The organism is Burkholderia sp. L-4, from assembly GCF_056856535.1.
This window is the reverse complement of record NZ_JBXEOX010000004.1, coordinates 140,107-163,221: the sequence shown is the minus strand read 5'-3', so window position 1 is coordinate 163,221 and position 23,115 is coordinate 140,107. Positions and strand designations below refer to the sequence as shown.

At 57.3% G+C, this 23,115-nt stretch carries 14 protein-coding genes and 8 pseudogenes; 15 read left to right on the top strand and 7 right to left on the bottom strand.

The window, feature by feature from the left end:
* Positions 1 to 88 precede the first annotated feature (88 nt).
* Positions 89 to 346 (bottom strand): annotated as a pseudogene (locus AC1VVG_RS35850) (transposase); the annotation flags it as partial.
* Between the two features lie 94 nt (positions 347 to 440).
* On the opposite strand from AC1VVG_RS35850, the pseudogene AC1VVG_RS35845 reads away from it, so the two are divergent.
* The 3 genes and pseudogenes from AC1VVG_RS35845 to AC1VVG_RS35835 form a co-directional block, all read left to right on the top strand.
* Positions 441 to 781, top strand: a pseudogene (locus AC1VVG_RS35845) (transposase); the annotation flags it as partial.
* 66 nt (positions 782 to 847) lie between these two features.
* Positions 848 to 1,861 (top strand): IS110 family RNA-guided transposase, encoded by a 1,014-nt coding sequence (locus tag AC1VVG_RS35840; protein WP_482837676.1) that lies wholly within the window; start codon positions 848 to 850, stop codon positions 1,859 to 1,861.
* A gap of 256 nt (positions 1,862 to 2,117) precedes the next feature.
* A pseudogene (locus AC1VVG_RS35835) lies at positions 2,118 to 2,975 on the top strand (IS3-like element ISBvi3 family transposase); the annotation flags it as partial.
* Between the two features lie 25 nt (positions 2,976 to 3,000).
* On the opposite strand, the pseudogene AC1VVG_RS35830 reads toward AC1VVG_RS35835, so the two are convergent.
* Positions 3,001 to 3,105 (bottom strand): annotated as a pseudogene (locus AC1VVG_RS35830) (transposase); the annotation flags it as partial.
* Positions 3,106 to 3,581: 476 nt separating this feature from the next.
* Here AC1VVG_RS35830 and AC1VVG_RS35825 point away from each other — a divergent pair.
* Together AC1VVG_RS35825 and AC1VVG_RS35820 are read left to right on the top strand one after the other, a co-directional pair.
* The gene (locus tag AC1VVG_RS35825) at positions 3,582 to 4,967 is read left to right on the top strand and encodes a trypsin-like serine peptidase (protein ID WP_482837709.1); all 1,386 of its coding nucleotides are present in this window, start codon (positions 3,582 to 3,584) and stop codon (positions 4,965 to 4,967) included.
* A 203-nt stretch (positions 4,968 to 5,170) separates the two neighbouring features.
* Positions 5,171 to 5,428 (top strand): annotated as a pseudogene (locus AC1VVG_RS35820) (transposase); the annotation flags it as partial.
* Positions 5,429 to 5,680: 252 nt separating this feature from the next.
* Here the strand turns inward: AC1VVG_RS35820 and AC1VVG_RS35815 are convergent.
* Complete coding sequence (locus AC1VVG_RS35815; RefSeq protein WP_482835405.1) at positions 5,681 to 6,724, bottom strand: IS110 family RNA-guided transposase; 1,044 nt, start codon at positions 6,722 to 6,724, stop codon at positions 5,681 to 5,683.
* A 66-nt stretch (positions 6,725 to 6,790) separates the two neighbouring features.
* Here AC1VVG_RS35815 and AC1VVG_RS35810 point away from each other — a divergent pair.
* Positions 6,791 to 7,672 (top strand): annotated as a pseudogene (locus AC1VVG_RS35810) (IS3 family transposase); the annotation flags it as partial.
* 707 nt (positions 7,673 to 8,379) lie between these two features.
* Here the strand turns inward: AC1VVG_RS35810 and AC1VVG_RS35805 are convergent.
* Positions 8,380 to 8,604 carry a helix-turn-helix domain-containing protein gene (locus tag AC1VVG_RS35805; protein ID WP_482837708.1) on the bottom strand — a complete coding sequence of 75 codons (225 nt, stop codon included), beginning with the start codon at positions 8,602 to 8,604 and terminating at the stop codon, positions 8,380 to 8,382.
* Between the two features lie 9 nt (positions 8,605 to 8,613).
* The gene (locus AC1VVG_RS35800) at positions 8,614 to 9,165 is read right to left on the bottom strand and encodes a DUF2975 domain-containing protein (RefSeq protein ID WP_482837707.1); all 552 of its coding nucleotides are present in this window, start codon (positions 9,163 to 9,165) and stop codon (positions 8,614 to 8,616) included.
* Positions 9,166 to 9,860: 695 nt separating this feature from the next.
* Between AC1VVG_RS35800 and AC1VVG_RS35795 the strand changes: the two genes are divergently transcribed.
* On the top strand, positions 9,861 to 10,730 hold the full coding sequence (locus AC1VVG_RS35795; RefSeq protein WP_482837706.1) for a recombinase family protein: 870 nt from the start codon (positions 9,861 to 9,863) through the stop codon (positions 10,728 to 10,730).
* 14 nt (positions 10,731 to 10,744) lie between these two features.
* Here AC1VVG_RS35795 and AC1VVG_RS35790 read toward each other — a convergent pair whose 3' ends face one another.
* Both AC1VVG_RS35790 and AC1VVG_RS35785 read right to left on the bottom strand, forming a co-directional pair.
* Positions 10,745 to 11,032 (bottom strand): H-NS histone family protein, encoded by a 288-nt coding sequence (locus tag AC1VVG_RS35790; protein WP_482837705.1) that lies wholly within the window; start codon positions 11,030 to 11,032, stop codon positions 10,745 to 10,747.
* A gap of 259 nt (positions 11,033 to 11,291) precedes the next feature.
* Complete coding sequence (locus AC1VVG_RS35785; RefSeq protein WP_482837704.1) at positions 11,292 to 11,852, bottom strand: recombinase family protein; 561 nt, start codon at positions 11,850 to 11,852, stop codon at positions 11,292 to 11,294.
* A 301-nt stretch (positions 11,853 to 12,153) separates the two neighbouring features.
* Between AC1VVG_RS35785 and AC1VVG_RS35780 the strand changes: the two genes are divergently transcribed.
* The 8 genes and pseudogenes from AC1VVG_RS35780 (at position 12,154) to AC1VVG_RS35745 (ending at position 23,111) form a co-directional block, all read left to right on the top strand.
* Positions 12,154 to 12,912 (top strand): EAL domain-containing protein, encoded by a 759-nt coding sequence (locus tag AC1VVG_RS35780; protein WP_482837703.1) that lies wholly within the window; start codon positions 12,154 to 12,156, stop codon positions 12,910 to 12,912.
* Positions 12,913 to 13,063: 151 nt separating this feature from the next.
* Entirely contained in the window at positions 13,064 to 13,462 is a 399-nt protein-coding gene (locus tag AC1VVG_RS35775; RefSeq protein WP_482837702.1) for a hypothetical protein, read from the top strand.
* A gap of 181 nt (positions 13,463 to 13,643) precedes the next feature.
* On the top strand, positions 13,644 to 14,780 hold the full coding sequence (locus AC1VVG_RS35770) for a tetratricopeptide repeat protein (protein WP_482837701.1): 1,137 nt from the start codon (positions 13,644 to 13,646) through the stop codon (positions 14,778 to 14,780).
* A gap of 11 nt (positions 14,781 to 14,791) precedes the next feature.
* A pseudogene (locus AC1VVG_RS35765) lies at positions 14,792 to 14,905 on the top strand (ESPR domain-containing protein); the annotation flags it as partial.
* 303 nt (positions 14,906 to 15,208) lie between these two features.
* Positions 15,209 to 19,786, top strand: a pseudogene (locus AC1VVG_RS35760) (beta strand repeat-containing protein); the annotation flags it as partial.
* Between the two features lie 63 nt (positions 19,787 to 19,849).
* Positions 19,850 to 20,662: a YadA family autotransporter adhesin gene (locus AC1VVG_RS35755; RefSeq protein ID WP_482837720.1), complete on the top strand. Its 813-nt coding sequence runs from the start codon at positions 19,850 to 19,852 to the stop codon at positions 20,660 to 20,662.
* 176 nt (positions 20,663 to 20,838) lie between these two features.
* Positions 20,839 to 21,975 carry a DUF2827 family protein gene (locus tag AC1VVG_RS35750; protein WP_482837700.1) on the top strand — a complete coding sequence of 379 codons (1,137 nt, stop codon included), beginning with the start codon at positions 20,839 to 20,841 and terminating at the stop codon, positions 21,973 to 21,975.
* The gene (locus AC1VVG_RS35745; protein WP_482837699.1) at positions 21,972 to 23,111 is read left to right on the top strand and encodes a DUF2827 domain-containing protein; all 1,140 of its coding nucleotides are present in this window, start codon (positions 21,972 to 21,974) and stop codon (positions 23,109 to 23,111) included. Before AC1VVG_RS35750 ends, AC1VVG_RS35745 begins: the two co-directional genes overlap by 4 nt.
* Positions 23,112 to 23,115 lie beyond the last annotated feature (4 nt).

Genomic DNA, 23,115 nt, shown 5'->3' with positions numbered 1-23,115 from the left:
ACTCGCGAGAGGCCGGATACATTTACGCAAACTGACATGCGTCGGATCGACAACGCTCGCCTTGCAAAGCCGGGGCGGACCATACATTTTTTGCGAGTACGTCCTGCAACATGGCCTTGTCCAGGCTCAGGTCCGCCACGAGCCGCTTCAGCTTCGCGTTTTCCTCTTCGAGCTGGCGCAAGCGGCGCAGCTCAGAAGGCCCCAACCCTCCGAATTTCTTCTTCCAGTTGTAGAAAGTCGCCTCGCTTATTCCGAGTTTGCGGCAGATCTCTTCGACCTTCGTACCCAGCTCGGCTTGCTTCAGGGCAAATGCGATCTGCTCTTCCGTAAACTTGCTCGTCTTCATGGCATGGCCTTCGTGTCCGCTTGGACACATCATGCCGAATTTCTCTACTTTTGCACCGGACTATTTCTTGGGTCAGGGTCAACTTTTTGCCTGTATGGAGAAGAACATGGCAGAGCACGTGGTACCCAGACGGCAGTACACGAAGGAATTCAAGGTTGAGGCGGTGCGGCTCGCTGAGAGCGTCGGTCAGCATGAAGCCGCTCGCAGGCTGGGCGTGCCGGTGGCGACGCTGGGGAACTGGTGCCGTGATCAGTGCGATGGCAGTGCGCAGGCCGCAGCGGGGCCGGCGTCGAGTGCACCGAGCTCAAGTCGTCGTCCGGTTAGCGACCTGGAGGCCGAGAACAGCCGTCTGCGTAAGGAACTGGCCAGCGCAAAGCTGGATATCGAAATTCTTCGAAAGGCGACGGCGTACTTCGCGAAGGGGTCGCGGTGAGGTAATGCGATGGACTCCCCACCCCTCGGGGTGGCGATAATCACGATTTTCCAATGAGGACGTCCAGCATGAGTGCACAAGTCATCGGGCTCGATATCGCGAAGAATGTCATTCAGGTTCACGGAGTGAACGCAGCCGGCGCAGCGGTACTGACCAAGCGCCTCAAACGTTCTCAGGTGCTCGAGTTTTTCGCAAACCTGTCGCCTTGCCTGATCGCGATAGAGGCTTGCGCTGGCTCGCACGATTGGGCGCGCCGACTGGCTGGCTTTGGGCACCGAATCAAGCTTATTCCCGCGCAATATGTAAAACCATTCGTCCGGCGTTCCAAAACGGATGCCCGTGACGCAGCAGCCATTTGCGAGGCGGCTCGTCAGCCGGATATGCCAACAGTAGCGGTCAACACCAAGGAACAACAAGCTGTCCAGATGCTGCACCGAATTCGACAACGGCTTATGCAAGAGCGCACCGCCTTGATCAATCAGACGCGTGGGTTACTGGGCGAGTACGGGATCGTCTTCCCAATTCACGTTTCAGCCTTCAAAGAGGGGACACGACGACTTCTCGCGGATGAAAGCGACACGTTGCCCGCTTTGGCGCGGGACTTGTTGCTTGATTTGTGCACCGAGTTGACGGCGCTGGAAGAGCGGATCGACACCGTGGATAGGCGCGTGAGACGATTGGCGAAAGAAGATGAGCGTTGCGCCAGATTGCAGGAAATCCCCGGTATCGGTCCCGTGACGGCCACGGCCTTGATCGCCGCGGTGGGAGATGCGAGGCGCTACCGCAGTGCCAGACATATGGCCGCCAGTTTCGGACTCACGCCTCACGAACACAGCAGCGGAGGAAGGCAAAAGTTGCTCGGGATCAGCAAACGGGGAGATCGATACATCCGCTGGCTGCTGGTCCAGGGAGCGCGGTCGATCATGCGATTTGCGGGCAAGCGAACCGATGCGCTGTCGCGCTGGGCCTGCCAGCTCGCGAGCAGACGTGGGGTGAATGTCGCAGCGGCGGCGCTGGCGAACAAACTAGCACGCATAGCGTGGGCGTTGCTTGCCAAGAGCGAGCGCTTCGCGACCGCATGAATCCATAAGATCTCTGCAGTAGAGCCACCAGCAGTTTGCGAACAATGAACAATCGATGATGCGACGGGTCTGACCCAGCCTCGAAAATCCGACAGGCGTAGTGGCCAAGGAAGGCCGCTGAGGTATTGAGAACGAGGCAGGCGATTTGCATTATGGCCAGCGGTGACCCGCATAAACAGGCCGAATATATACGTGCAGACTGACACCTTGCATTAAAGGAAGACGCATTGTTTGCAAAACCTGGGGAGTCCATATATACGCCTGGATTGACGCACATCGCGACCAGTACAGCGTAAGTCGGCTTTGCCGGGTTCTGGGTGTGTCGCGCAGCGGCTATTGCCAGTGGCGCGGCAGGGAGCCAAGTCGGCGGGCACTGGCCAATGCCATGTTGGACGCTGAGGTCGCCGCCATTCATCGTGCCAGCCGCGGCAGCTATGGCCGTCCTCGAATCGTGCGGCAGTTGCGTGCTCAGGGCCGGCCGGTGAGCGCCGAACGCGTGCGTCGCAGCCTGCAACGCCAGGGGCTACGTCCGGTCTACAAGCGCCCGTATCGGGTGACGACGGATTCGACGCATCGCTTGCCGGTGGCGCCGAATCTGTTGGATCGGCGTTTCGACGGCTGGCGGCCCAATCAAGCCTGGGTAAGCGACATCACGTTCGTGAGGACCGGCGAGGGCTGGTTATATCTGGCGGCGATCCTGGATCTGGCGAGCCGGCGCATCGTCGGCTGGTCGATGTCCGAGCGGATCAACGCGGATCTGGTCTGCCAGGCGTTGCGCAGCGCGTGCTGGCAACGCAAACCGCCACCGGGATTGCTGCTGCACTCCGATCGCGGCACCCAATATGCCAGTCGCGCGTACCGGAAATTGACCGCCGCGTTCAAGATAAACGTTTCAATGAGCCGCCGTGCCAACGCCTGGGATAACGCCCCGATGGAAAGCTTCTTCAAGACGCTGAAGGTCGAAAGAATCTACCAGACTCACTACGAAACGCGTGCTCACGCCCGCCTGGATATCGTCGATTGGATCGAGGGCTATTACAATCGGCAGCGCCTGCATACCTCGATCGACTTCCTTACCCCCGTCGACTACGAGGCCAGCTTGATCGCCGCATGAGTTGCTGTACGTGAAAACGAGGCAGGGTCACGCCCAGCCTGGCCGAAACTTCGGCCACGGAGTAGCCCCGCTCGGTGATTTGCCGAACCGCTTCCTGTTTGAATTCCGGGGTAAATCTCTGTGCGCTCATGATGACCTCCTATGCTCAAATCATAGGCCAGCGGCGTCTAGTATTCCGTGGGCAGTCCAATTATGGCTCGAAGATGTCTACGAAAGGCTGGCCGGTCCAGGATAAAAGAGAATTCACTTGGCAAACGGCTACAAGAAACGTCCTAGGTCAACAGTAAGGCTAAAGCATCTGGTGAAAATCAATAGAATATTTCCATTTTGATCGCATTTTAAGTTGCTCCGAGTGCATCATGGAAATATATTGAAGGCCGCAGCTATCGAATCAGGCAAGGAAAATGCTTGTTGCATTTTCTGAGAAATTTCACTAACTTGCAGTCGTCTGCCTTGGGCGAAACCTCGGTTATTTTAATTAAAGACTTAGGCGGTGATCATTCTGGGGTTTTCAAGGCATCAAGAAAAATGCACTTTCACTACAGGTGATGGCTTATCGATTTTGATTTGGATGGCTCAATTGAAATTTGAAAATGGAGAATTTTTATGAAAAGAATTTTATATGCGACCTTGATTTTGGTCTTGGGTGTATCTGGAGCTTGGGCAGCACAACCGCAATATCTTCAGTCGACCTCGACTTCTTTTGCACAAAGGGGAGGTGATGGTGTCGTTGAATTTGCTGCAACACGAACGGTTTCAAGCGTTATTGGATCTATCTCAATCGATGCGCCCGATGGAGTTATCTTTACCGGTGTGCAGGGGAGTAATCTTCCTACTTGCAATATAACAAATAAATTTCCATCGACACGCATTACATGCGAAGGTAGCAGTGTATCAGGAAATTCATATTTCCCATTTTTACCTATTCATAGATTGAGAGTTTCCTATGTGGTTGATGTAGCCGCGAACTTAGGGTCGCTTTCTGGACGAACCATGCTTAATAGTAGGTATGCAGGCGTTACCAACTCTTCATTTACAATTAATGTCGCATCGTCTCCGGAATTCACTGACAACATCGTATCTAGCGGAAGGCCAAGAAGAGATGTCTCGTCGTTGTTTGGCCTGTTTGATGGGGCTAAGAGTACTGTTTTCCAGCCCGTGACCGGAGTTCGGGGAAATCCTTCGAGCAACCAAGCATCAAATTCGTTTCCTGCTGTGGGACGGCTAAGAGGTACTAATGATAGGGGGGAGGGGGCGTCTTGCTCTGCAGCGGTCGTCCCATCGAAAAGTGGATCTCTTGTTATCACGGCGGCTCATTGTTTATTTTCGTCTAGCACGTTAAGTCAGTTTACTGATTTCACCCTATGCATTGGCGAGACAAAATCAATGGGAGATCCTTACAAAATAGGGGATTGCAATAACGATCATTTTTTCAGAGTTTCTAAATTTTATCAAAATATCCCAAAAGTCTATTTCAATCAATCGTATTTGAATGGCGGGAATGCATCGTACGATATCGCTTTTATTAAATTTGAAAGAAATAGCTTTACCGGAAAAACACTTGAGGAAACGGCGGGAAGCTATGGAATAGCTTTTAATAAAAATCCCTCGACTGGAAATTCGCTAAGTGCTGTTGGATATCCCGGGAACTCTGATTTAGCGACATGTCTTGGGACGCAGGCTTACAGCAACTTCATCTGGAATTGGAAGCTTTCGACAAACGACATACTTATGATTTATACCAACAAGTGCGTTGAAAAAACTGGGAATTTAGATCCTGGCGCGAGCGGTGGGCCGATTTTTGAGCGCATTGCGGATGTCGATGGAAGTTGGGAATATATTGTTGGCGTTTTTGTGGCCTCCCCTGAAATATCATGGTATGTGCCAATGGAAAGAGATATCGGATTTTCTCCAATTCTACGTGACTGGGTTAGAGATATGTATGAAAAAATGGCTGACATGAAAGCGGTTGAGCTACATTTCGCTATGTAGTCGGCCCTGCAAAACTAGTCGGCATCTGATGCGGCGAGGGTTAGCGGGTCGAGGGGGAATCGCTGAACTCCTTGACCCTGAACCAGAATTAGTCCCGGGCGGAAGTGGAGATTTCCGGCTTGTGACCCTGACCCAAGAAATAGTCCGGTGCAAAAGTAGAGAAATTCGGCATGATGTGTCCAAGCGGACACGAAGGCCATGCCATGAAGACGAGCAAGTTTACGGAAGAGCAGATCGCATTTGCCCTGAAGCAAGCCGAGCTGGGTACGAAGGTCGAAGAGATCTGCCGCAAACTCGGAATAAGCGAGGCGACTTTCTACAACTGGAAGAAGAAATTCGGAGGGTTGGGGCCTTCTGAGCTGCGCCGCTTGCGCCAGCTCGAAGAGGAAAACGCGAAGCTGAAGCGGCTCGTGGCGGACCTGAGCCTGGACAAGGCCATGTTGCAGGACGTACTCGCAAAAAATGTATGGTCCGCCCCGGCTTTGCAAGGCGAGCGTTGTCGATCCGACGCATGTCAGTTTGCGTAAATGTATCCGGCCTCTCGCGAGTCGAACGCTTTTGGCGTTCAGGCCATGATGAGATCTGCGCGTACCGTTCCTAATAAGCTGGTTCGGACTTGCTAGCCCGCTTTTTTGACCAAGGCTTACGACACGCCAGTCAACTGTTGCGTCATCTCGATTCCACGTCCCTGCAAACTTGAAGTCGATTCGGTTCTAGAAGCGTGGATCCATTTTTTCGTACAGGGCGCCCGGGCGCGTGAGTACAACCCACGCGACGCGAGCAAGTTTGTTCGCCAGCGCTATCACGACCTTGTTGTGATGCATCCTGCTCTCGAGCGTATCCAGCCATCGCCCGAGCCGATCTCTTGAGCGATCCAGATGCATCAGACAGGACTGAGCGCCCAATACAAGTAAGCGGCGCAGGTACGTATTGCCGCGTTTGCTGATGCCCAAGAGCGTAGGCTTGCCGCCGGTCGTATGCTGACGCGGAACGAGGCCGATCCATGCAGCCAAGTCACGTCCGCTGCGGAATTGCTTGCCATTTCCAATGGCTGCGCACAAAGCGCTTGCCCCAAGCGGGCCAATTCCCGGAATCGTCGTGAGGCGCTGTACAACGTCATCGTGCTTGGCAGAGGCTTCGATCTGACCGGAAAGTGCGGTGACGCGCTCGTCAATACGCAGGAAGTCCGACCACAGATCCGTCAGCAGCTGTCGCATCGTCGGCGTCAGATCGTTGGAATCGTCCGCGAGAATGCGAGTCGCATCGCGTCGAAACATGCCGATACCGGTGTGGATTGCGATGCCGTATTCGAGCAGAAAGCAGCGAAACTGACTCACTAGGGCCGTGCGCTGATGAACGAATTGGGCACGCACGCGGTGCAGCGCTTGCATGTCAAGTTGCTCGTGGCGTTTGACAGGGACGAAGCGCATCGTTGGGCGTGTTACTGCTTCGGCGATTGCCTCGGCGTCGAGCGTGTCATTCTTGTTCGACTTCAGGTAGGGCTTGACGAATTGGGCCGGTATCAACTTGACGTCGTGGCCGAACGCGATCAGTTTCCTTGCCAGCCAATGGGATCCCGGACAGGCCTCCATGCCCACGAGCGCGGGAGACGCGGTTGCAAAGAACTGTAGCAAGGCGTCGCGACGAAGCTTGATTCTCAGGGTGGGCCGTCCATGCTGGTCGGCTCCGGCGATGTGAAACGTCGTCTTACCCAGGTCGACGCCGTAGACGGCGCAGCTGTGAGAAACGATACGCATGATCATTCTCCGACGGTTTCGGGGGCTTCAGTATCCCCCTTCAGGGAGGGGCGGACCATCCTATTAGCTCTGAAGCCTGCCCGTCGGCGCATGTTGATCGATGAATTGCGTGATCGCTATCGAACCAGCCTGACGAAGACTTGCGCGTTGTTTGGCATGTCTCGTTCGCTGTATCGGTATCAGTCGGTTGCGCGCGATTCGTCGGCGCTGCTCATGCGTATCAAGGAAATCACCGCCACGCGCGTGCACTATGGGTATCGGCGCGTTCACGTGGTCCTGCGACGGGAAGGCTGGCGAGATAACTGCAAGCGCGTCTACAGGCTGTATCGGGCGGAGGGCCTTTCACTGCGGCATAAGCGACCACGACGTAACAAATCGGCTCGGCTGCGACAGCCCAAGCATATCGTGACCGCGATCAACGAAATCTGGAGCATGGATTTCGTTGCGGATGCACTGTTCGACGGGAGACGTCTACGGACACTGACCGTCGTCGACAACTACACCCGGGAATGCCTGGCCATCGAGGTCGGGCAAAGTCTGACGGGGGAGCATGTAGTCGAAGCGCTGACGCGTATTACTTCCCTGCGCGGGCACCCCGCCACGATCAAGGTCGACAATGGCAGCGAGTTCATTTCGAAGGCAATGGATCGCTGGGCCTATGAACATGGCGTTGAACTGGATTTCAGCCGGCCGGGCGCGCCCACTGACAACGCCAAGGTCGAAAGCTTCAACGGGCGCTTCCGGCAGGAGTGTCTGAACGTACATTGGTTCTTGTCATTGGCCGACGCGCAGAGCAAAATCGACGACTGGCGCACGTACTATAACGAGGTTCGTCCCCACTCCGCATTGCAGTGGATGACACCCGCAGAATTCGCCCGTCAGGCAAGGGAATCCGCCTCGCCTGACAACTCAACCAAGCCGGAAATCTCCACTTCCGACCGGGACTAATTCTGGTTCAGGGTCAGTTCAGGGTCACGGGATGTGTGGCTTTCACCACTGGCACCCGTCCCGGTTCATCGCATCGACTGCAAGCATCGGGATCGCTAGAAGTCCCATCCGGGAATATTTGTTTCGGCAGTCGCTGCGGGCGGTCTTCGAGATCTCGCGATCAAGCAGCGTGGTTACTTCTTGTGTGTGGTTGTGAGGCTCTCGCGAGGCAGGCTGGGGCGTTGTGCCATATTGAGCTGATCGGAGGGTGTCGATGGTCTGGAGATCCCTCTGCCAGTCAATACTCTCGTCTGGAGATTTGCTCACACCAGAGGTGTCGGCAGGGATGGCTACCGGCGTACTCACATCTTGGCGGGGCACAGAGGTCGTTTCGCGTTCCCGCAGTTGTTGAACGGAACTAGGATTCGTCGCGGCACGCGAGCGTGATTGCTTGGTGGCCCGGGAAATATGGATAGTGTCGTTTGAAGGTGCGGTCCCCGACCGCCGCGTTTCAGCCGGTATAAACGTTACGGTAAGCGCGCGGTGTTCTGGTTGTGGATTACCTGGCTGGGGCCGCAGAGAATTTTTCAACGCAAGTAGCGCCACCGCATGGAGCGCCGCTGCGATCACAACCGCAAAGATTGTCACGCGACCGTTGCGTTGCACGAGTCGGGTCAGCAAAGGAGTGATCGATGAGCCCACGCTCCGTCCGGATTGGGAATGTCGGATTATTCCGGACTGACTGATGTTTCGCGGTGATGCTCCAGAAGATCGCCCGGTTGGCAGTCGAGATATTGGCAAATCGCATCCAGCGTTGCCAAGCGTACCCCTTTCACTTTTCCCTGCTTCAACAGGGAGAGGTTCTGTTCAGTAATTCCGATAGCCGTAGCAAGATCCTTCGACTTGACCTTGCGCATCGCAAGTAGTATATCCAGCTTGATAATGATAGACATGGTGGCATCTCATACGAATTGCTGATTTTCGGCGTTCAGTTCGCTTGCGTGCCGCAGAATATGAGCGATCACGGCGATACACGCTGCGAGGAACAACGCCACGATGTCTGGCGGGCCAAAGCTTAGCGCGATCATGCGGTGTCCGACGGGCGCCCGCATCGTCAACCAGATGCTGAGCAATGGCTCACAAATCAGGTTCAGAACAACCCAAAACCCGACGGATCGGCCAACTTTCCCGAGGTGGTTTGCTGTGATGGGCGAGAAATATTCTCTGCACCCATAGCTTTGGAAAAGGCAGCGAAGATGACGAAGGCCGATTGCGAGGACCAGCAACGGGACGCTCGACAGGACTATCCCGCCGAGTTTTTGCCAGTAGGGGAATGATCCGACGTCGACACCGAGGTTGCTTATCAGCCGATCCGTCAGGGCGAACCCGAGCCCGTAGCCGTTCAGACTCGGATATAGCCAGCAAGCGGCGTTGAGCAGCAGCATGGCAACGATCAGCCAGAGGGTGGCGGCCGCCATACGCTGACTTAGATGAGAGAGGCGATCGGATGTCATTGGCGAGAGCCTTAAAAGTTGAGCAGATAAGATTGTAGCATCATAAATTATCGCAAAACAATAAGAAATGAATGTATTGAAGCCATTCGCGATGATTCACATCGAACTTCTTAACGGCTGCTGCCGCGCTGCCCTGCGATGCGCGCTTAGGCCACGTGCCATGCTCAACTACCGCCAGGACGACAAGCGGTCGATGAGCATGGGTGATCGTGTTTTACGGGATCCGTCGACGGTGCGACACGGGCATGGATTCGCTGCCGCGATCTCATGCATGGCATCCGTGGTCAACAGCGTGCGCCACGGTACTGCTCGGGCACTAACTTCGAATTGGCCGAGGTCAAACCGGATTGCGATCGGCTCAAAAAACGGCGAGTTGATATACGACCCTATATAACGTTACATCTTCTAGGCGTGCCTGGGGAATTGGGTGAATGGTAAGAGGTATACGGGTTTACTTAAATGGTGAAGCAATTGTTGTGGAGCTGCTTCGTTGATTCGTATGAGTTTTGTGAAATTGACTAAGATCAATGAAACTGGATTTTTTGGGAATGCGGGGTGGATGGGTAACTATTGATGTTTATTTTATAGACGTATAATGTATTAAGTAATACAAATAAAGTACGGGCGAATTTGAAGAGACTGCGAAGACGGTTGATTAAGAAGAGAAAACAAGAGGGCCGGGCACGGGGGTAGGTGTGAAAATAGGGTACGCGCGCGTGTCGACTGACGAGCAATGCCTGGATCTGCAACTGAGCGCATTGCGACAGGCGGACTGTGATGAGATTTGTATGGACCACGGCGTGTCGGGGTCCAGACAGGATCGGCCAGGATTGAACGAAGTGCTGGCGGGATTGAAACCGGGCGACACACTGGTGGTGTGGCGCCTGGATCGACTTGGGCGCTCGTTAAGTCATTTGCTTGCGTTGATCAACGATTTCCGCGCACGCGGAATTCATTTTGCGTCATTGACGGAGCTGATCGATACGGGCACGCCGACGGGGATGTTTACGTTTCATATGATTGCAGCGCTGGCGGAATTTGAGCGCGCACTGATTAGTGAGCGTACGCGCGCGGGCGTGGCGGCGGCTCGGGATCGAGGCAAACGTCTGGGACGGCCAAGGGCGCTGGATGACGCGCAGGTGCGGGAGGCGAGGGTGTTGCTGCGGGAGCTTCCTGAGTCGGAGGTGGCGATTCGCTTTCGGGTTCACCACCGAACATTGCGTAAGCGGCTCAGGGAGTTTGAGGTGTTCGGGCAAGAGGTTCAGGACGCGGTCTGCGAGCTTCGGTGCGACGTCGTGGCGTGCAGTGAGGGCGATCGCGTTTACGGGCTGGGACGACTGGTGAGAGCAGTGAAGCGGGCGTGTCGTTGTACACGAGGGCAGACGAGTATGGGGTTAGCATGGAGCCTTCAGAAGGGATCGAGCCACGGCTGGTCGATGCGGCCGACGCCGTTGGTCAGTGCGGACAAATGGCAGCGGTCGCCAGGGATGCGTTATCGCCCAGTGCGAAGGCGAGCGACTGTGTATTCCAAGGAGCCGGACACTTCGTCATCAAGTGATACATGACGGAAGTGGTGCGTTCAGGCTGCCGTGTCGGTTTTGATTCTGAAGTTTTCGATATCCTGGCCGTGCATCCATTTGGGTCGGCGGCCGCTTCCGCACCAGGTTTTGCCTGAGATGGGGTCCATGTACTGGGGGACACGTTTGCGGCGTGGCGCGGGAGACTTTAGTGCACGGATGGCATCCTCGATATCGTCCATGGAGATACTGTAAAGCACCATCAGGCGTGCGATGGAGACGATCGTATCGGCCAGTTCGCGCTTGCGTGCAAGTTCCATGCGTTCTCTGAGCGCCAGTTCTTGCTGCATAAGATCTTGGTAATTGTCCATAGTGATGTATGACGTCCTGCATGTGTACGGCATGCGGGACGCTGTCGCTAGAAGAAAAAAATGAGCCATTCAATCAAGACATGGCTCACCAAGAAGCGAGGCCCGGGGGGGAGCCTCACTGTGCCACGACGCACGGGAATACCACTCGGTGGCCAAAATAGAGTTTCATATTTTGCCGGGTCAGGCAAATCAACAATTCTTCACGAAACACGTCGGACTGCGAAAAGTCAGGCCGAAGTTATTCAGCAGAAGCTCCCCGCTTTTTGAGGCGATGCACGGTTCTGGGGTGAACATTGAAGCGCTCAGCGACATACGCCGTGGATTCGGATTGAAGCAGGCGTAGCGCTTGTCGAGACTCGTCGGGACCGAGCGCCCGGCGGCGTCCGAGTCGCGTGCCGCGGGCGCGCGCGGCGTCGAGCCCCGCGCGAGTGCGTTCGCTAATCAGCCGTCGTTCGAACTCCGCGAGGGCCGCCATCATGTGAAACATGAGCGTGCCGCCGGCGGAGGCGGTATCGATGGCTTCGGTCAAGGACGCGAACTGGACACGGCGTTTGCCGAGGTGAGTGATCAGGTCGACAAGCCGACTGAGGGAGCGGCCCAGGCGATCGAGCCGCCATACGATCAGCGTGTCGCCTGGCTTGAGCCGAAAGAGCGCGTTGTCCAGACCCGGGCGGGCGAAGCGGGATCCGGAGACACCTTGATCCGTATAAATGTGTTCGCAACCTGCGCGCTTGAGTGCATCGAGCTGAAGGTTGAGGTTCTGTTCGCCGGTGGAGACGCGGGCATATCCGATTTTCATGGGTGTGTTCTCAAAAAAACCACACTCCCGGGTGATCAGCCCGGCAGCGTTGATTGGCACGTTGACAAAAACGACCGATTTTGTCGTTGCGTGCCGCACACCACCTGTGAATCGCTAAGCCCTTGAATCCTCTGGTCTCGTCGGGAGACCTCTTCCCCGTTGCTGCAATTTGTCAGAATCGGTCGATTTCGTACCGCGCACGGGCGGCCCCAGAGCATCCCTCATTCAAACGGCAGTTTAACACCGACGGCGGGATGGGCACGTAGAGGCCTGAATCAAATCATCACAGGAAATTAAAGCGATGAAGACCGGGATGCAGCGCAGTACGGGGATGGCTGGGCGTGGATGGCCACGAAGCATGGGTGGCCCCGTGGACAAAGCGCGACAACAACAGCGAGTCGAAGCGGCGCTGCAGTTCAACCAGGAACAGATTCTCGCGCTGGATGACACCAGCCACTTGCTCTACGAGGCACGCGAAGTGAGTTTGGCCGCCCGTGTGGGTATGAATCTGTCAACAGCTTTGGGGAAATCGGCGGACATGACGCGGTGGTTCGATCGCCTGGTGATGCAGGGCACGATCGAGATTCTGCGAGCAAACCCAAGTGCTGCATTAGGTTGCGCGGTCAACGGAGAGAGCGCGATCGAGGATGTCTGGTGGGACAGTGTTTTCCAGATGCTCGAGCGAGAGCCCGATGTCGCACGGCGCCTGATTGTCGAGCTGGCGGAGATGGCGCCGCTGGATCCGGTAGCCGGCCGCGCCTTCTTCGGGAGGCTGAAATGGTGTGGCTGCCGGGTCGCGATCAAGGATTTTGGCGTTCGATACGGCGTACAGAGTGCAATGGCCGTTAGCGCCCCTGACTTCATCAAGCTGGACCGGACATTGTTGTGCGCCGCTCATCAATCGGCTAGCGGCAAGCGTCGACTTGCCCAACTGTTGAAGTTGGCCGGCGAATCGGCCCCCTGCGTCATCGTGGATGGGGTGGAGGCGAGTCAGGATGCCGCCCTGGCAAATGCTATGGGTGCCAGATGGGGGCAATTCCGTTACCTGCAGGACGCGTGACGTAATCAAGTGAGTTGCCTTCATCGGCATCCGTCAATAACTGATGCAGTGTGTCAAGACCATGAGAAATAAAAATAGGCATGAGGCAGGCAAACAGAAAGCTCGCGCTGTCCTCACGGGAGCGAGCGCAGTACACGATTTGTTGTCCACGTTGACGCAGTGGATCGACGTGACACGAAGCGAGGGTGCGGTGCCTCCGCAATGGAGCGAGGTGTTGCGCGCGGTGGTGATCCGTATCACGCGAATGCCAATGTTGGACAAGAGAGGACAGGAGCTGGCCGCGCGCGCGTACCTCATTGGCGTGTCGATGGGCATGTACGGCGAGGATTCGGCGATCTCACACGGTTTGCGGGTGGGTTACGAGGCTGCGATCAATGAATACAGGACTGCGAATGGTCGGTCTGCGAGTCGGATATTCATGGCGCTGATGTCCGCAGGCCGGCACCACGGACGCAGCGTGATTACGACGGTGACGGCCGATCTCCGGTCGCGTCGTTACGACTACGACCACGAATTTGATTCCTGTCTATCTACCGGGCTGACTCACTAGCCGATCGCGTGGTTCGGCTGAGAATAAAAGATCAGATCATTACTAAGGTGTGCGAATCATGTGTCGGTCGGATGAACTAGATATGGAGAGTAGCGAATCTGACGTGCCGAGGTTCGGCGACCCTAGCGCGCTTCGGCAACTTGGTGAGTCGATGTTCCGCAGAGGGCGGTGGATCAGTGCATTGCGCTACTTCGAGGCGGTGCGTGCAGTTCAAGCGGATATCAATCCGTTGGTGGTGTACCGAATGGCGGTGTGTTGCAGCCGGCTGAATCGGACGGAAGAAGCGGAGCGGCACTTCCGTCAGGCGCTGTCGGAAGACTCCATGCCGCAGGTCCATCGGGACTATGCGCAGCACTTGCTGCTGAACGGGCGCTTTGAGCAGGGGTGGGTGCATTACCGTCGCGGCCGAGGCGCGGAGCCCTTTGTGGCGCCGATGTCGTTGAGCGCAAAAGAGATGCTTTGGGATGGTCGCTATCGGCCAGGCAGCGTGCTGGAGATCGTGTGCGAGTCGCGCCTTAGTGAGCAGATCCTGTTCGCGGCGTTCTTCCCGGAACTATTGGTGCGTGCCAGGGCGGCTGGAATGCGCGTTGTAGTGAGTTGCCACTCGACGCTGGTGCGGCTGTTTCAAAGCAGCTTCCGGGAGGCGACGGTGGTGACGTGGGAGTTGTACGGCGGGCGGCTGCACGATCTGCCGATCGGCTCGGCCGGTCGGCAATGGATGAAGACGAGGCAGTCGGACTTGCCAGGGTATTTACCGCTGCCCAAGCGCGGTGCGTATCTGAGGCCGAGCGTGGATGACGTCGGCAAGGTGCGCTCGCTTCTTCGGGGCGAGCAAGCTGGGCTGCGTGTGGGACTGGTGGATCCCCGAGGCAATCGAGACACGCGCCTGGAGAGTGGCCTGTCGGGACTCAGTGTGGTGCGAGCGCAATTGTGCGGCATGCCGAGAGCGATCCGGGTGTTCGAGTTGAACACGGGGCGAGAAGGGTCGGGTGGGTTCTCGGATGGGGCGGATCGGCTCGGGCGTGAGCTGCTGGATATGAGCAGTGTAGCGGCGTTGATGCAGGAGATGGATGTGGTGGTGGGGGTGGACTCGCCGGAGGTGAATGTATCGGGGGCACTCGGTTGCGAGACGCGAGTGCTGTTGGGTAAGCACGCCGAGTGGCACTGGGGAAAGGAGGACGAAGAGTGTGGGTGGTACCCGCACGCGAAAGGGTATCGGGACTGGCCTGCGGGGAGTGGGTCGTCACCTGTCGAGCAGTTGCTGACTGAGTTGGAAGAGATGTCGGTAGCGACTGCGAGTGTAAAGCAGCAGAGATAAGAGAACGAAAGATGAACAAGATATATAGAACAGTATGGAGCGAATCCCAGGGATGCTGGGTTGTTGCCTCTGAAAAAACGAATGCAAAAGGTAAAAAGAAATCGATTGTTGAAAAGAGTACTGGTGTAGCTATATTGGCGATCGGAATGGTAATATCGATGCCCGATGCATATGCACTTGGTGCTTGTGTTACCAACACGACGACCTCTAGTTATATATATGCTCAGGGTGGTTCTTATCCTAGCATCCCTTGCAGTGATCCATATGATGCAGTGACTACTGGATTAGTCACTATAGGAAATGACAATGGCACGGTAATGTATGTGGGGTCGTCTGGCTATCACTTCACTGCTGCTGGTAAAGTGTTATCAATGACACCGGTGACGGGCGGTTTTAGTTTGAGTGGTGTCGCCCCAGGTGCCGTAAGTTCTTCGAGTACAGATGCGATTAATGGTTCACAGTTGTATGCAGTATCGACGTCAGCATCTACGAGTATTTCAACGGCATTCAGTAATATTACGTCGTTGTCGAGTGGTTTAAGCACGGCAACCAGTAGCGTCACATCGCTGTCGACGTCAACATCATCGGGGCTGAGTACCGCAAACAGTAACGTAGCGTCTCTTTCGAACTCAACGTCTTCCGGCATTAGCACGGCAAACAGCAGCGTTGCCTCACTGTCGAGTTCGACATCCTCAGGCCTGTCAACAGCAAACAGCCATATTGCTTCGCTGTCGACTGGCACCAGTTCTCTGTCAATCGGCCTGTCAACAACCAATAGCAATGTTGCTTCGCTGTCGTCGGGGGCAAGCGCGCTGTCGTTGTCGGTTTCGACCGCCACGAGCAACATCGGTTCATTGTCGACAAATGTTAATAATTTGTCAACATCAGTTAGTACTTCGAATAGTGCCGTGTCGTCGCTGTCCTCGGTCGTTGCTGGTATTTCGACGGCGAACAGCAACATTACTGGTCTGTCATCAAGCATTTCGACGAATGCGAGCAACATTGCCAACCTGACTTCAGGACTGAGCACGCTGTCGTCGTCTGTTTCAACCTCGGTTTCCGGGTTGTCGAGCAGCTTGAGCGCGACCAGCAGCAACGTTGCGTCGCTTTCGTCGTCAACGTCGTCTGGCTTGAGCACGGCCAATAGCGGGATCAGCTCGCTGTCGGGCGCGGTGTCGACGAACACGAGCAGCATCGCGTCGTTGTCGTCGGGTGCAAGTTCGCTCTCGAGCGGCCTGAGCGCGACGACGAGCAGCGTCACATCGCTGTCGGTGTCGACCTCGAGCGGCTTGAGCACGGCCAATAGCAACATTGGTTCGCTGTCGGTGGGTCTGAGTACGACGAACAGCAATGTCACATCACTGTCGGTATCGACCTCGAGCGGTCTGAGCACGGCCAATAGCAATATCGGTTCGCTCTCGTCGGGCTTGAGCACGGTCAACAGTGGTGTCGGCTCGCTTTCGGGTGGGTTGAGCACCACAAACAGCTCGCTGACTTCGCTGTCGACTACGGTCAGTGCGCTGTCTACGGCGAGCAGCAATATTACAAACTTGTCGAGCAGTGTGTCGACGAATGCAAGCAATATTGCGAACCTGTCTTCTGGGGTGGGCTCGCTGTCGAGTGGCCTGAGCACGACGAACAGTAATGTTACGTCGTTGTCGACGTCGACCTCGAACGGTCTGAGCACGGCCAACAGCAACATTGGTTCGCTGTCGACGGGTGTGAGCTCGCTGTCGGTCGGCCTGAGCACGACGAACAGTAATGTCACGTCGTTGTCGGTGTCGACCTCGAGCGGCCTGAGCACGGCCAACAGCAATATCGGTTCGCTGTCGACGGGCGTGAGCTCGCTGTCGGTTGGCCTGAGCACGACGAACAGCAACGTGGCGTCGCTGTCGAACTCGACCTCGAACGGTCTGAGCACGGCCAACAGCAATATCGGTTCGCTGTCGACGGGCGTGAGCTCGCTGTCGGTCGGCCTGAGCACAACGAACAGCAACGTGGCCTCGCTGTCGAACTCGACCTCGAACGGCTTGAGCACGGCCAATAGCAATATCGGTTCGCTGTCGACGGGTGTGAGCTCGTTGTCGGTGGGCTTGAGCACGGCTAATAGCGGCATTGGTTCGCTGTCGCAAGGCCTGAGTACGACTAATAGCGGTGTGAGTTCGCTCTCGAGCGGGTTGAGTTCGACGAATAGTTCGTTGACGTCGATGTCGACGACGGTGAGCGCGCTGTCGTCTGCAAGCAGCAATATTGCGAATCTGTCGAGCAGCGTATCGACGAACGCAAGCAACATTGCCAATCTCGGTTCTGGGCTGAGCACACTGTCGTCGTCGGTTTCGACGGCCACATCGACGCTGTCGAGCGGTTTGAGCACGACGAACAGCAACCTGTCGTCGCTGTCGGTGTCGACCTCGAGCGGCCTGAACTCGCTGTCGTCGACGTTCTCGTCGAGCCTGTCGTCGGGTCTGAGCACGTTGTCGAGCGCGGTGTCGGGTAGCCTGAGCACGACGAACAGCAACCTGTCGTCGCTGTCGGTGTCGACCTCGAGCGGCTTGAACTCGCTGTCGTCGACGTTCTCGTCGAGCCTGTCGTCGGGTCTGAGCACGCTGTCGAGCGCGGTGACGTCGAGCCTGAGCGTGACGAACAGCAATCTGTCGTCGCTGTCGGTGTCGACCTCGAGCGGCCTGAACTCGCTGTCGTCGACGTTCTCGTCGAGCCTGTCGTCGGGTCTGAGCACATTGTCGAGCGCAGTGACGTCGAGCCTGAGCGTGACGAACAGCAACCTGTCGTCGCTGTCGGTGTCGACCTCGAGCGGCCTGAACTCGCTGTCGTCGACGTTCTCGTCGAGCCTGTCGTCGGGTCTGAGCACGTTGTCGAGCGCGGTGACGTCGAGCCTGAGCGTGACGAACAGCAATCTGTCGTCGTTGTCAGTGTCGACCTCGAGTGGCCTGAACTCGCTGTCGTCGACGTTCTCGTCGAGCCTGTCGTCGGGTCTGAGCACGCTGTCGAGCGCGGTGACGTCGAGCCTGAGCGTGACGAACAGCAACCTGTCGTCGCTGTCGGTGTCGACCTCGAGCGGCCTGAACTCGCTGTCGTCGACGTTCTCGTCGAGCCTGTCGTCGGGTCTGAGCACGTTGTCGAGCGCGGTGACGTCGAGCCTGAGCGTGACGAACAGCAATCTGTCGTCGCTGTCGGTGTCGACCTCGAGTGGCCTGAACTCGCTGTCGTCGACGTTCTCGTCGAGCCTGTCGTCGGGTCTGAGCACGTTGTCGAGCGCGGTGACGTCGAGCCTGAGCGTGACGAACAGCAACCTGTCGTCGTTGTCAGTGTCGACCTCGAGTGGCTTGAACTCGCTGTCGTCGACGTTCTCGTCGAGCCTGTCGTCGGGTCTGAGCACGCTGTCGAGCGCGGTGTCGGGTAGCCTGAGCACGACGAACAGCAACCTGTCGTCGCTGTCGGTGTCGACCTCGAGTGGGATTGCTTCCTTGTCCGGATCGGTATCGACGAACGCAAGCAATATCGCGTCGCTGTCGACGGGTGTAAGTTCACTGTCGACCGGCTTGAGCACGACCAACAGCAACGTGGCGTCGCTGTCCTCGTCGACGTCTGCGGGCCTGAGCACGGTGACCAGCGGTGTGAGCTCGCTGTCGAGCGGCTTGAGCACGACGAACAGCAATGTGACGTCGCTCTCTGGCGTGGTGTCGACGAATACGAGCAACATTGCCTCGCTGTCGACGGGCGTAAGTTCACTGTCGAGTGGCTTGAGCACGACGAACAGCAACGTGGCGTCGCTGTCCTCGTCGACGTCTGCGGGCCTGAGCACGGTGACCAGCGGTGTGAGCTCGCTGTCGAGCGGCTTGAGCACGACGAACAGCAATGTGACGTCGCTCTCTGGCGTGGTGTCGACGAACACGAGCAACATTGCCTCGCTGTCGACGGGCGTAAGCTCGCTGTCGAGCGGCTTGAGCACGACGAACAGCAATGTGGCGTCGCTCTCGGGTGTGGTGTCGACGAACACGAGCAACATTGCCTCGCTGTCGACGGGCGTAAGTTCACTGTCGAGTGGCCTGAGCACGACAAACAGCAACGTGGCGTCGCTGTCCTCGTCGACGTCTGCGGGCCTGAGCACGGTGACCAGCGGTGTGAGCTCGCTGTCGAGCGGCTTGAGCACGACGAACAGCAATGTGACGTCGCTCTCTGGCGTGGTGTCGACGAACACAAGCAACATTGCCTCGCTGTCGACGGGCGTAAGTTCACTGTCGAGTGGCCTGAGCACGACAAACAGCAACGTGGCGTCGCTGTCCTCGTCGACGTCTGCGGGCCTGAGCACGGTGACCAGCGGTGTGAGTTCGCTGTCGAGCGGCTTGAGCACGACGAACAGCAATGTGGCGTCGCTCTCGGGCGTGGTGTCGACGAACACGAGCAACATTGCCTCGCTGTCGGCATCGACGTCCTCTGGCCTGAGCACGGTGAGCAGTGGCATTGGTTCACTGTCGAGCGGCCTGAGCTCGACGAACAGCAATGTGGCGTCGCTCTCGGGCGTGATTTCCACCAATACGAGCAGCGTCGCGTCGTTGTCGCTCGGCTTGAGCACGACGAACAGCAACGTGGCCTCGCTGTCGACGTCGACCTCGTCTGGGCTGAGCACGGCCACCAGCAGCATCGGCTCACTGTCGAGCGTAGTGTCGACGAACACGAGCAGCATCGGTTCACTGTCGACGCGACTGAGCACGACAAGCAGCACGGTAACGGCACTGTCGACGACGGTCAGCGGCATGTCGGGCAGCATCTCGACGAACGCAAGCAACATCGCGTCGCTCTCGAGCGGCTTGATTTCGACCAACAGTAACGTGGCGTCGCTGTCTGGCGTTGTCTCTTACGGAATCACATCGTTGTCGTCGGGCCTGGTGAGTGTGACCAGTTCGGTGGCGTCGCTGTCGACGAACATGAGTGGTGCGGTGTCGACTGCGGTCTCGACGGGGCTGAACAACCTGTCTACGGCGGTAGGCTCGCTCGCCGCGCAGGCGAATGCGGCATCGAACCAGGGTGCGACCGCGGGTGTGGCGGTGATGGGCGGAGGCGCGAACGGTCAGGTGCTCACGCAAGGGGCAACGTTCAATAACACGTCGACGGCGAAGGTCACCGCGGCGGGCATGACGATTGCCAACGGTCTGGATACGACGGCCACGGGTCTGGGCGCGATGGCGGGTACGACGAGTACCGCGGCCAACGGGGCCACGGCCTACGGTGCGTACGCCCAGGCGCAAAGCGATAACACGACCGCAGTGGGCTTCCGCTCGATTGCCAACAACGCGGGCTCGGTGGCCATTGGCTATCAGGCACAGGCAACGGCGGATCCGACGACTGCCGTGGGCTCGAATTCGCTGGCCTCGGGTAACAACGCTTCCGCATTCGGTGCGAGTGCGTCGGCCACGCAGACGAACTCGCTTGCACTGGGGGCGTATGCGACGGCGGCGGCGGCCAACTCGGTGGCGTTGGGTAACGGGTCGATTGCCTCGGAAGCCAATACGGTGTCGGTGGGTTCGGCAGGCAACGAGCGCCGCATTACCAACGTCGCGCCGGGTATCAATCCGACGGACGCGGTGAACGTGTCGCAACTGGGTTCGGTGCAGTCGTCCGTGAACCACACGGCGCGACTGGCCTATGCCGGTATCGCGGGTGCGACAGCGCTGACGATGATTCCCGATGTGGACCCGGGTTCGGTGTTCGCGATGGGGATCAGCACGGCGGGTTACCAAGGCTACCAGGCCATGGCAATCGGCTTCAGTGCTCGGGTGGCGAAAAACATCAAGGTCAAGGGTGGGGTTGGCGTGTCGGCTGCCGGCTCGACCTACGGTCTGGGTGTGTCGTACCAGTGGTAATGAGGCGGTAGGACTGGCGAGTGCCGTGAGGCACTCGCCGACATCGGAGCCCGCTTGTTTGCGCAGTGCGGCAGGCGGGCACCGACAAGAGAAGCGATAGCGAACAAGACGCACGCACCTGTAGCAAAGGTGATGACACGGGTGGAGAAGGTCTTAAAAAATCAAGGGGCAAGCAAATGCGAGTGGGCATATCGGTATTGACGCATGAGGGGCAAAGCGTCTGGGAAAACGGATTGGGGCAGAACGTACTGTTTCTGGCGCAGTTGTTGGAGCAACTGCCGTTGGTCAAGGAGGTGTTGCTGCTGGACTGCGGGAATCAGGATAGCTACCCGGATGAGATGCGAGTGGCGCAGCGCTTCAGGCTGATGAAGCCGAAAGACGCGACGGAGCTGGTGGATGTCGTGATCGAGATGGCGGGCGGGTTGAGCGTGGAGTGGTTGGATTATGTGCGCGCGCGTGGGGTGAAGGTGGTGTTTCACTGCTGTGGGCAACCGTATGTTGGGCTGGTTGAGCCGGTGGTGTTTGCCCGAGGGGGATATGCGGCGCGAGCGGATCGTTGTGACGAGATCTGGGTGTTGTCCAAGGATCGAGGATTGAGCAGCATGATGGCTGCACTGCACCGGTGTCCGGTGTATGTCGCGCCTTTTATCTGGAAGCCGGACTTTGTGGAGGCACGGCGCGTGGCGCTGGAGGCCAGCGGGGTTGAATTCGGCTATCGAAAGCCTGAAGACGGGGCGATTCGCCAGCCGCTGTCGGTAGCGATTTTCGAGCCAAACATTTCGGTGGTGAAGTGCTGTGCGATACCGATGTTGATTTGTGAGCAGGTGTATCGCGCCGATCCTGATGCCATCACGGCGATGCATGTTCTGAACAGCAGCCACATGGCAGAGCATCCGACCTTCAATTATCTGGCGAACTCGTTGGATATTACCAAGGCCGGCCGATCGTGCTTCCCGGGGCGCCACGACTTTCCCGGATATATGGGCCAGAACGCGAACGCTGTGGTGAGCCACCAGTGGAATAACGAACAGAACATCGTCTACCTGGACGCGTTGTATGGGGGGTATCCGCTGATCCACAACTCAGCGTGGCTGGGGACGGACGCGGGCTATTTTTATCCGGACTTCGATGCGTCAGCCGGCGCTGACCGCTTGTTGTGGGCAGCGTATCACCACCATGAACATCTTGACGCCTATCGGCAGCAGGCACACCGGTTCATTGAGCGGCTGGCGCCGGATGCGGCGGCCAATCTCGAGGCATACGCGCAACTGCTGCTGCGTTTGACGAGCCGGACTCAGGAGCGAGTGGCATGACTCAACGACGACTGAAGGTGGGCGTCACCCTGTTTGTGCGCCAAGGACAGCAGTCACTGTGGGAAAACGGGATTTTCCAGAACTGCTTCTTTCTGATCAATTTGCTGAAGTGCTCGCCCGCAATTGAGGCGGCTTACCTGGTCAACGGAGGCGAAGGCGACCCCCGTGAAGCGGGCGATTTTCTTTCGCTGGCGCCGGCGCCGGTGATCGATCTGGACACGGCGATGCGGGATCTGGACATTGTGATCGAGCTGAGCGCGCAGCTGAATCCGGACTGGGGGCGCGCATTTCGCTCCAAAGGTGGACGGATAGTGGGCATGCGCGTGGCCAACGACTATGCGATCGACATCGAGCGCATGATGTTCAGCAAACCTCACGGGATGCTGGCGTCTGGGGTGCCGTATGACGTGATCTGGACGTTGCCGGCATTCGAGCGCACCTGCAAAAGCTACTACGAGATTGTCCAGCGTGGGCATGTGAAAGTGATGCAACACCTGTGGAGCCCGGCGATTCTCGAGCGCACGATCCGATCGGTCTCGGGGCAAAAGCCGTTCGGATATGAGCCGGGCAAGTCGGCGTGGCGTCTCGCAGTTCTTGAGCCCAATTTATGCATGGTGAAGACGAGCTTCATTCCAATGCTGGTGGCCGATGTTGCGCATCGCCAGGACCCGGCGATGATCCGACATTTGATGGTGTTCAATACGTCGAATTTTACTTCCAATCATGAATTCGTCTCGTACTGCCACAACCTGAGCCTTGTCAAACACGGTCTTGCGACTTTCGAAGGTCGATATCCGGTGTACCAGATCATGACGGAGCACGCTGACGCGATTGTGTCGCACCACTGGGAGAACGGTCAAAACTATGTGTATTACGAAGCGCTCTACGGAGGGTATCCGCTCATCCACAACTCGGACCTGATCGGTGCGTGCGGGTATCGGTATCACGACTTCGACTGCCATGACGGTGCGCTTGCGTTGAGAAGGGCCTTTGCGCAACACGATCTGCGTCTGGACGACTACCGGCGGGAGGCCAAGACGCTGCTGAGCAAGCTGGATCCTGAGTCGCCAGAAAATGTAGCGGCCTATACAGCGGCGCTGGTCGAGCTCAATCCATGTCGAACGGAGTATGTGTGAGGCG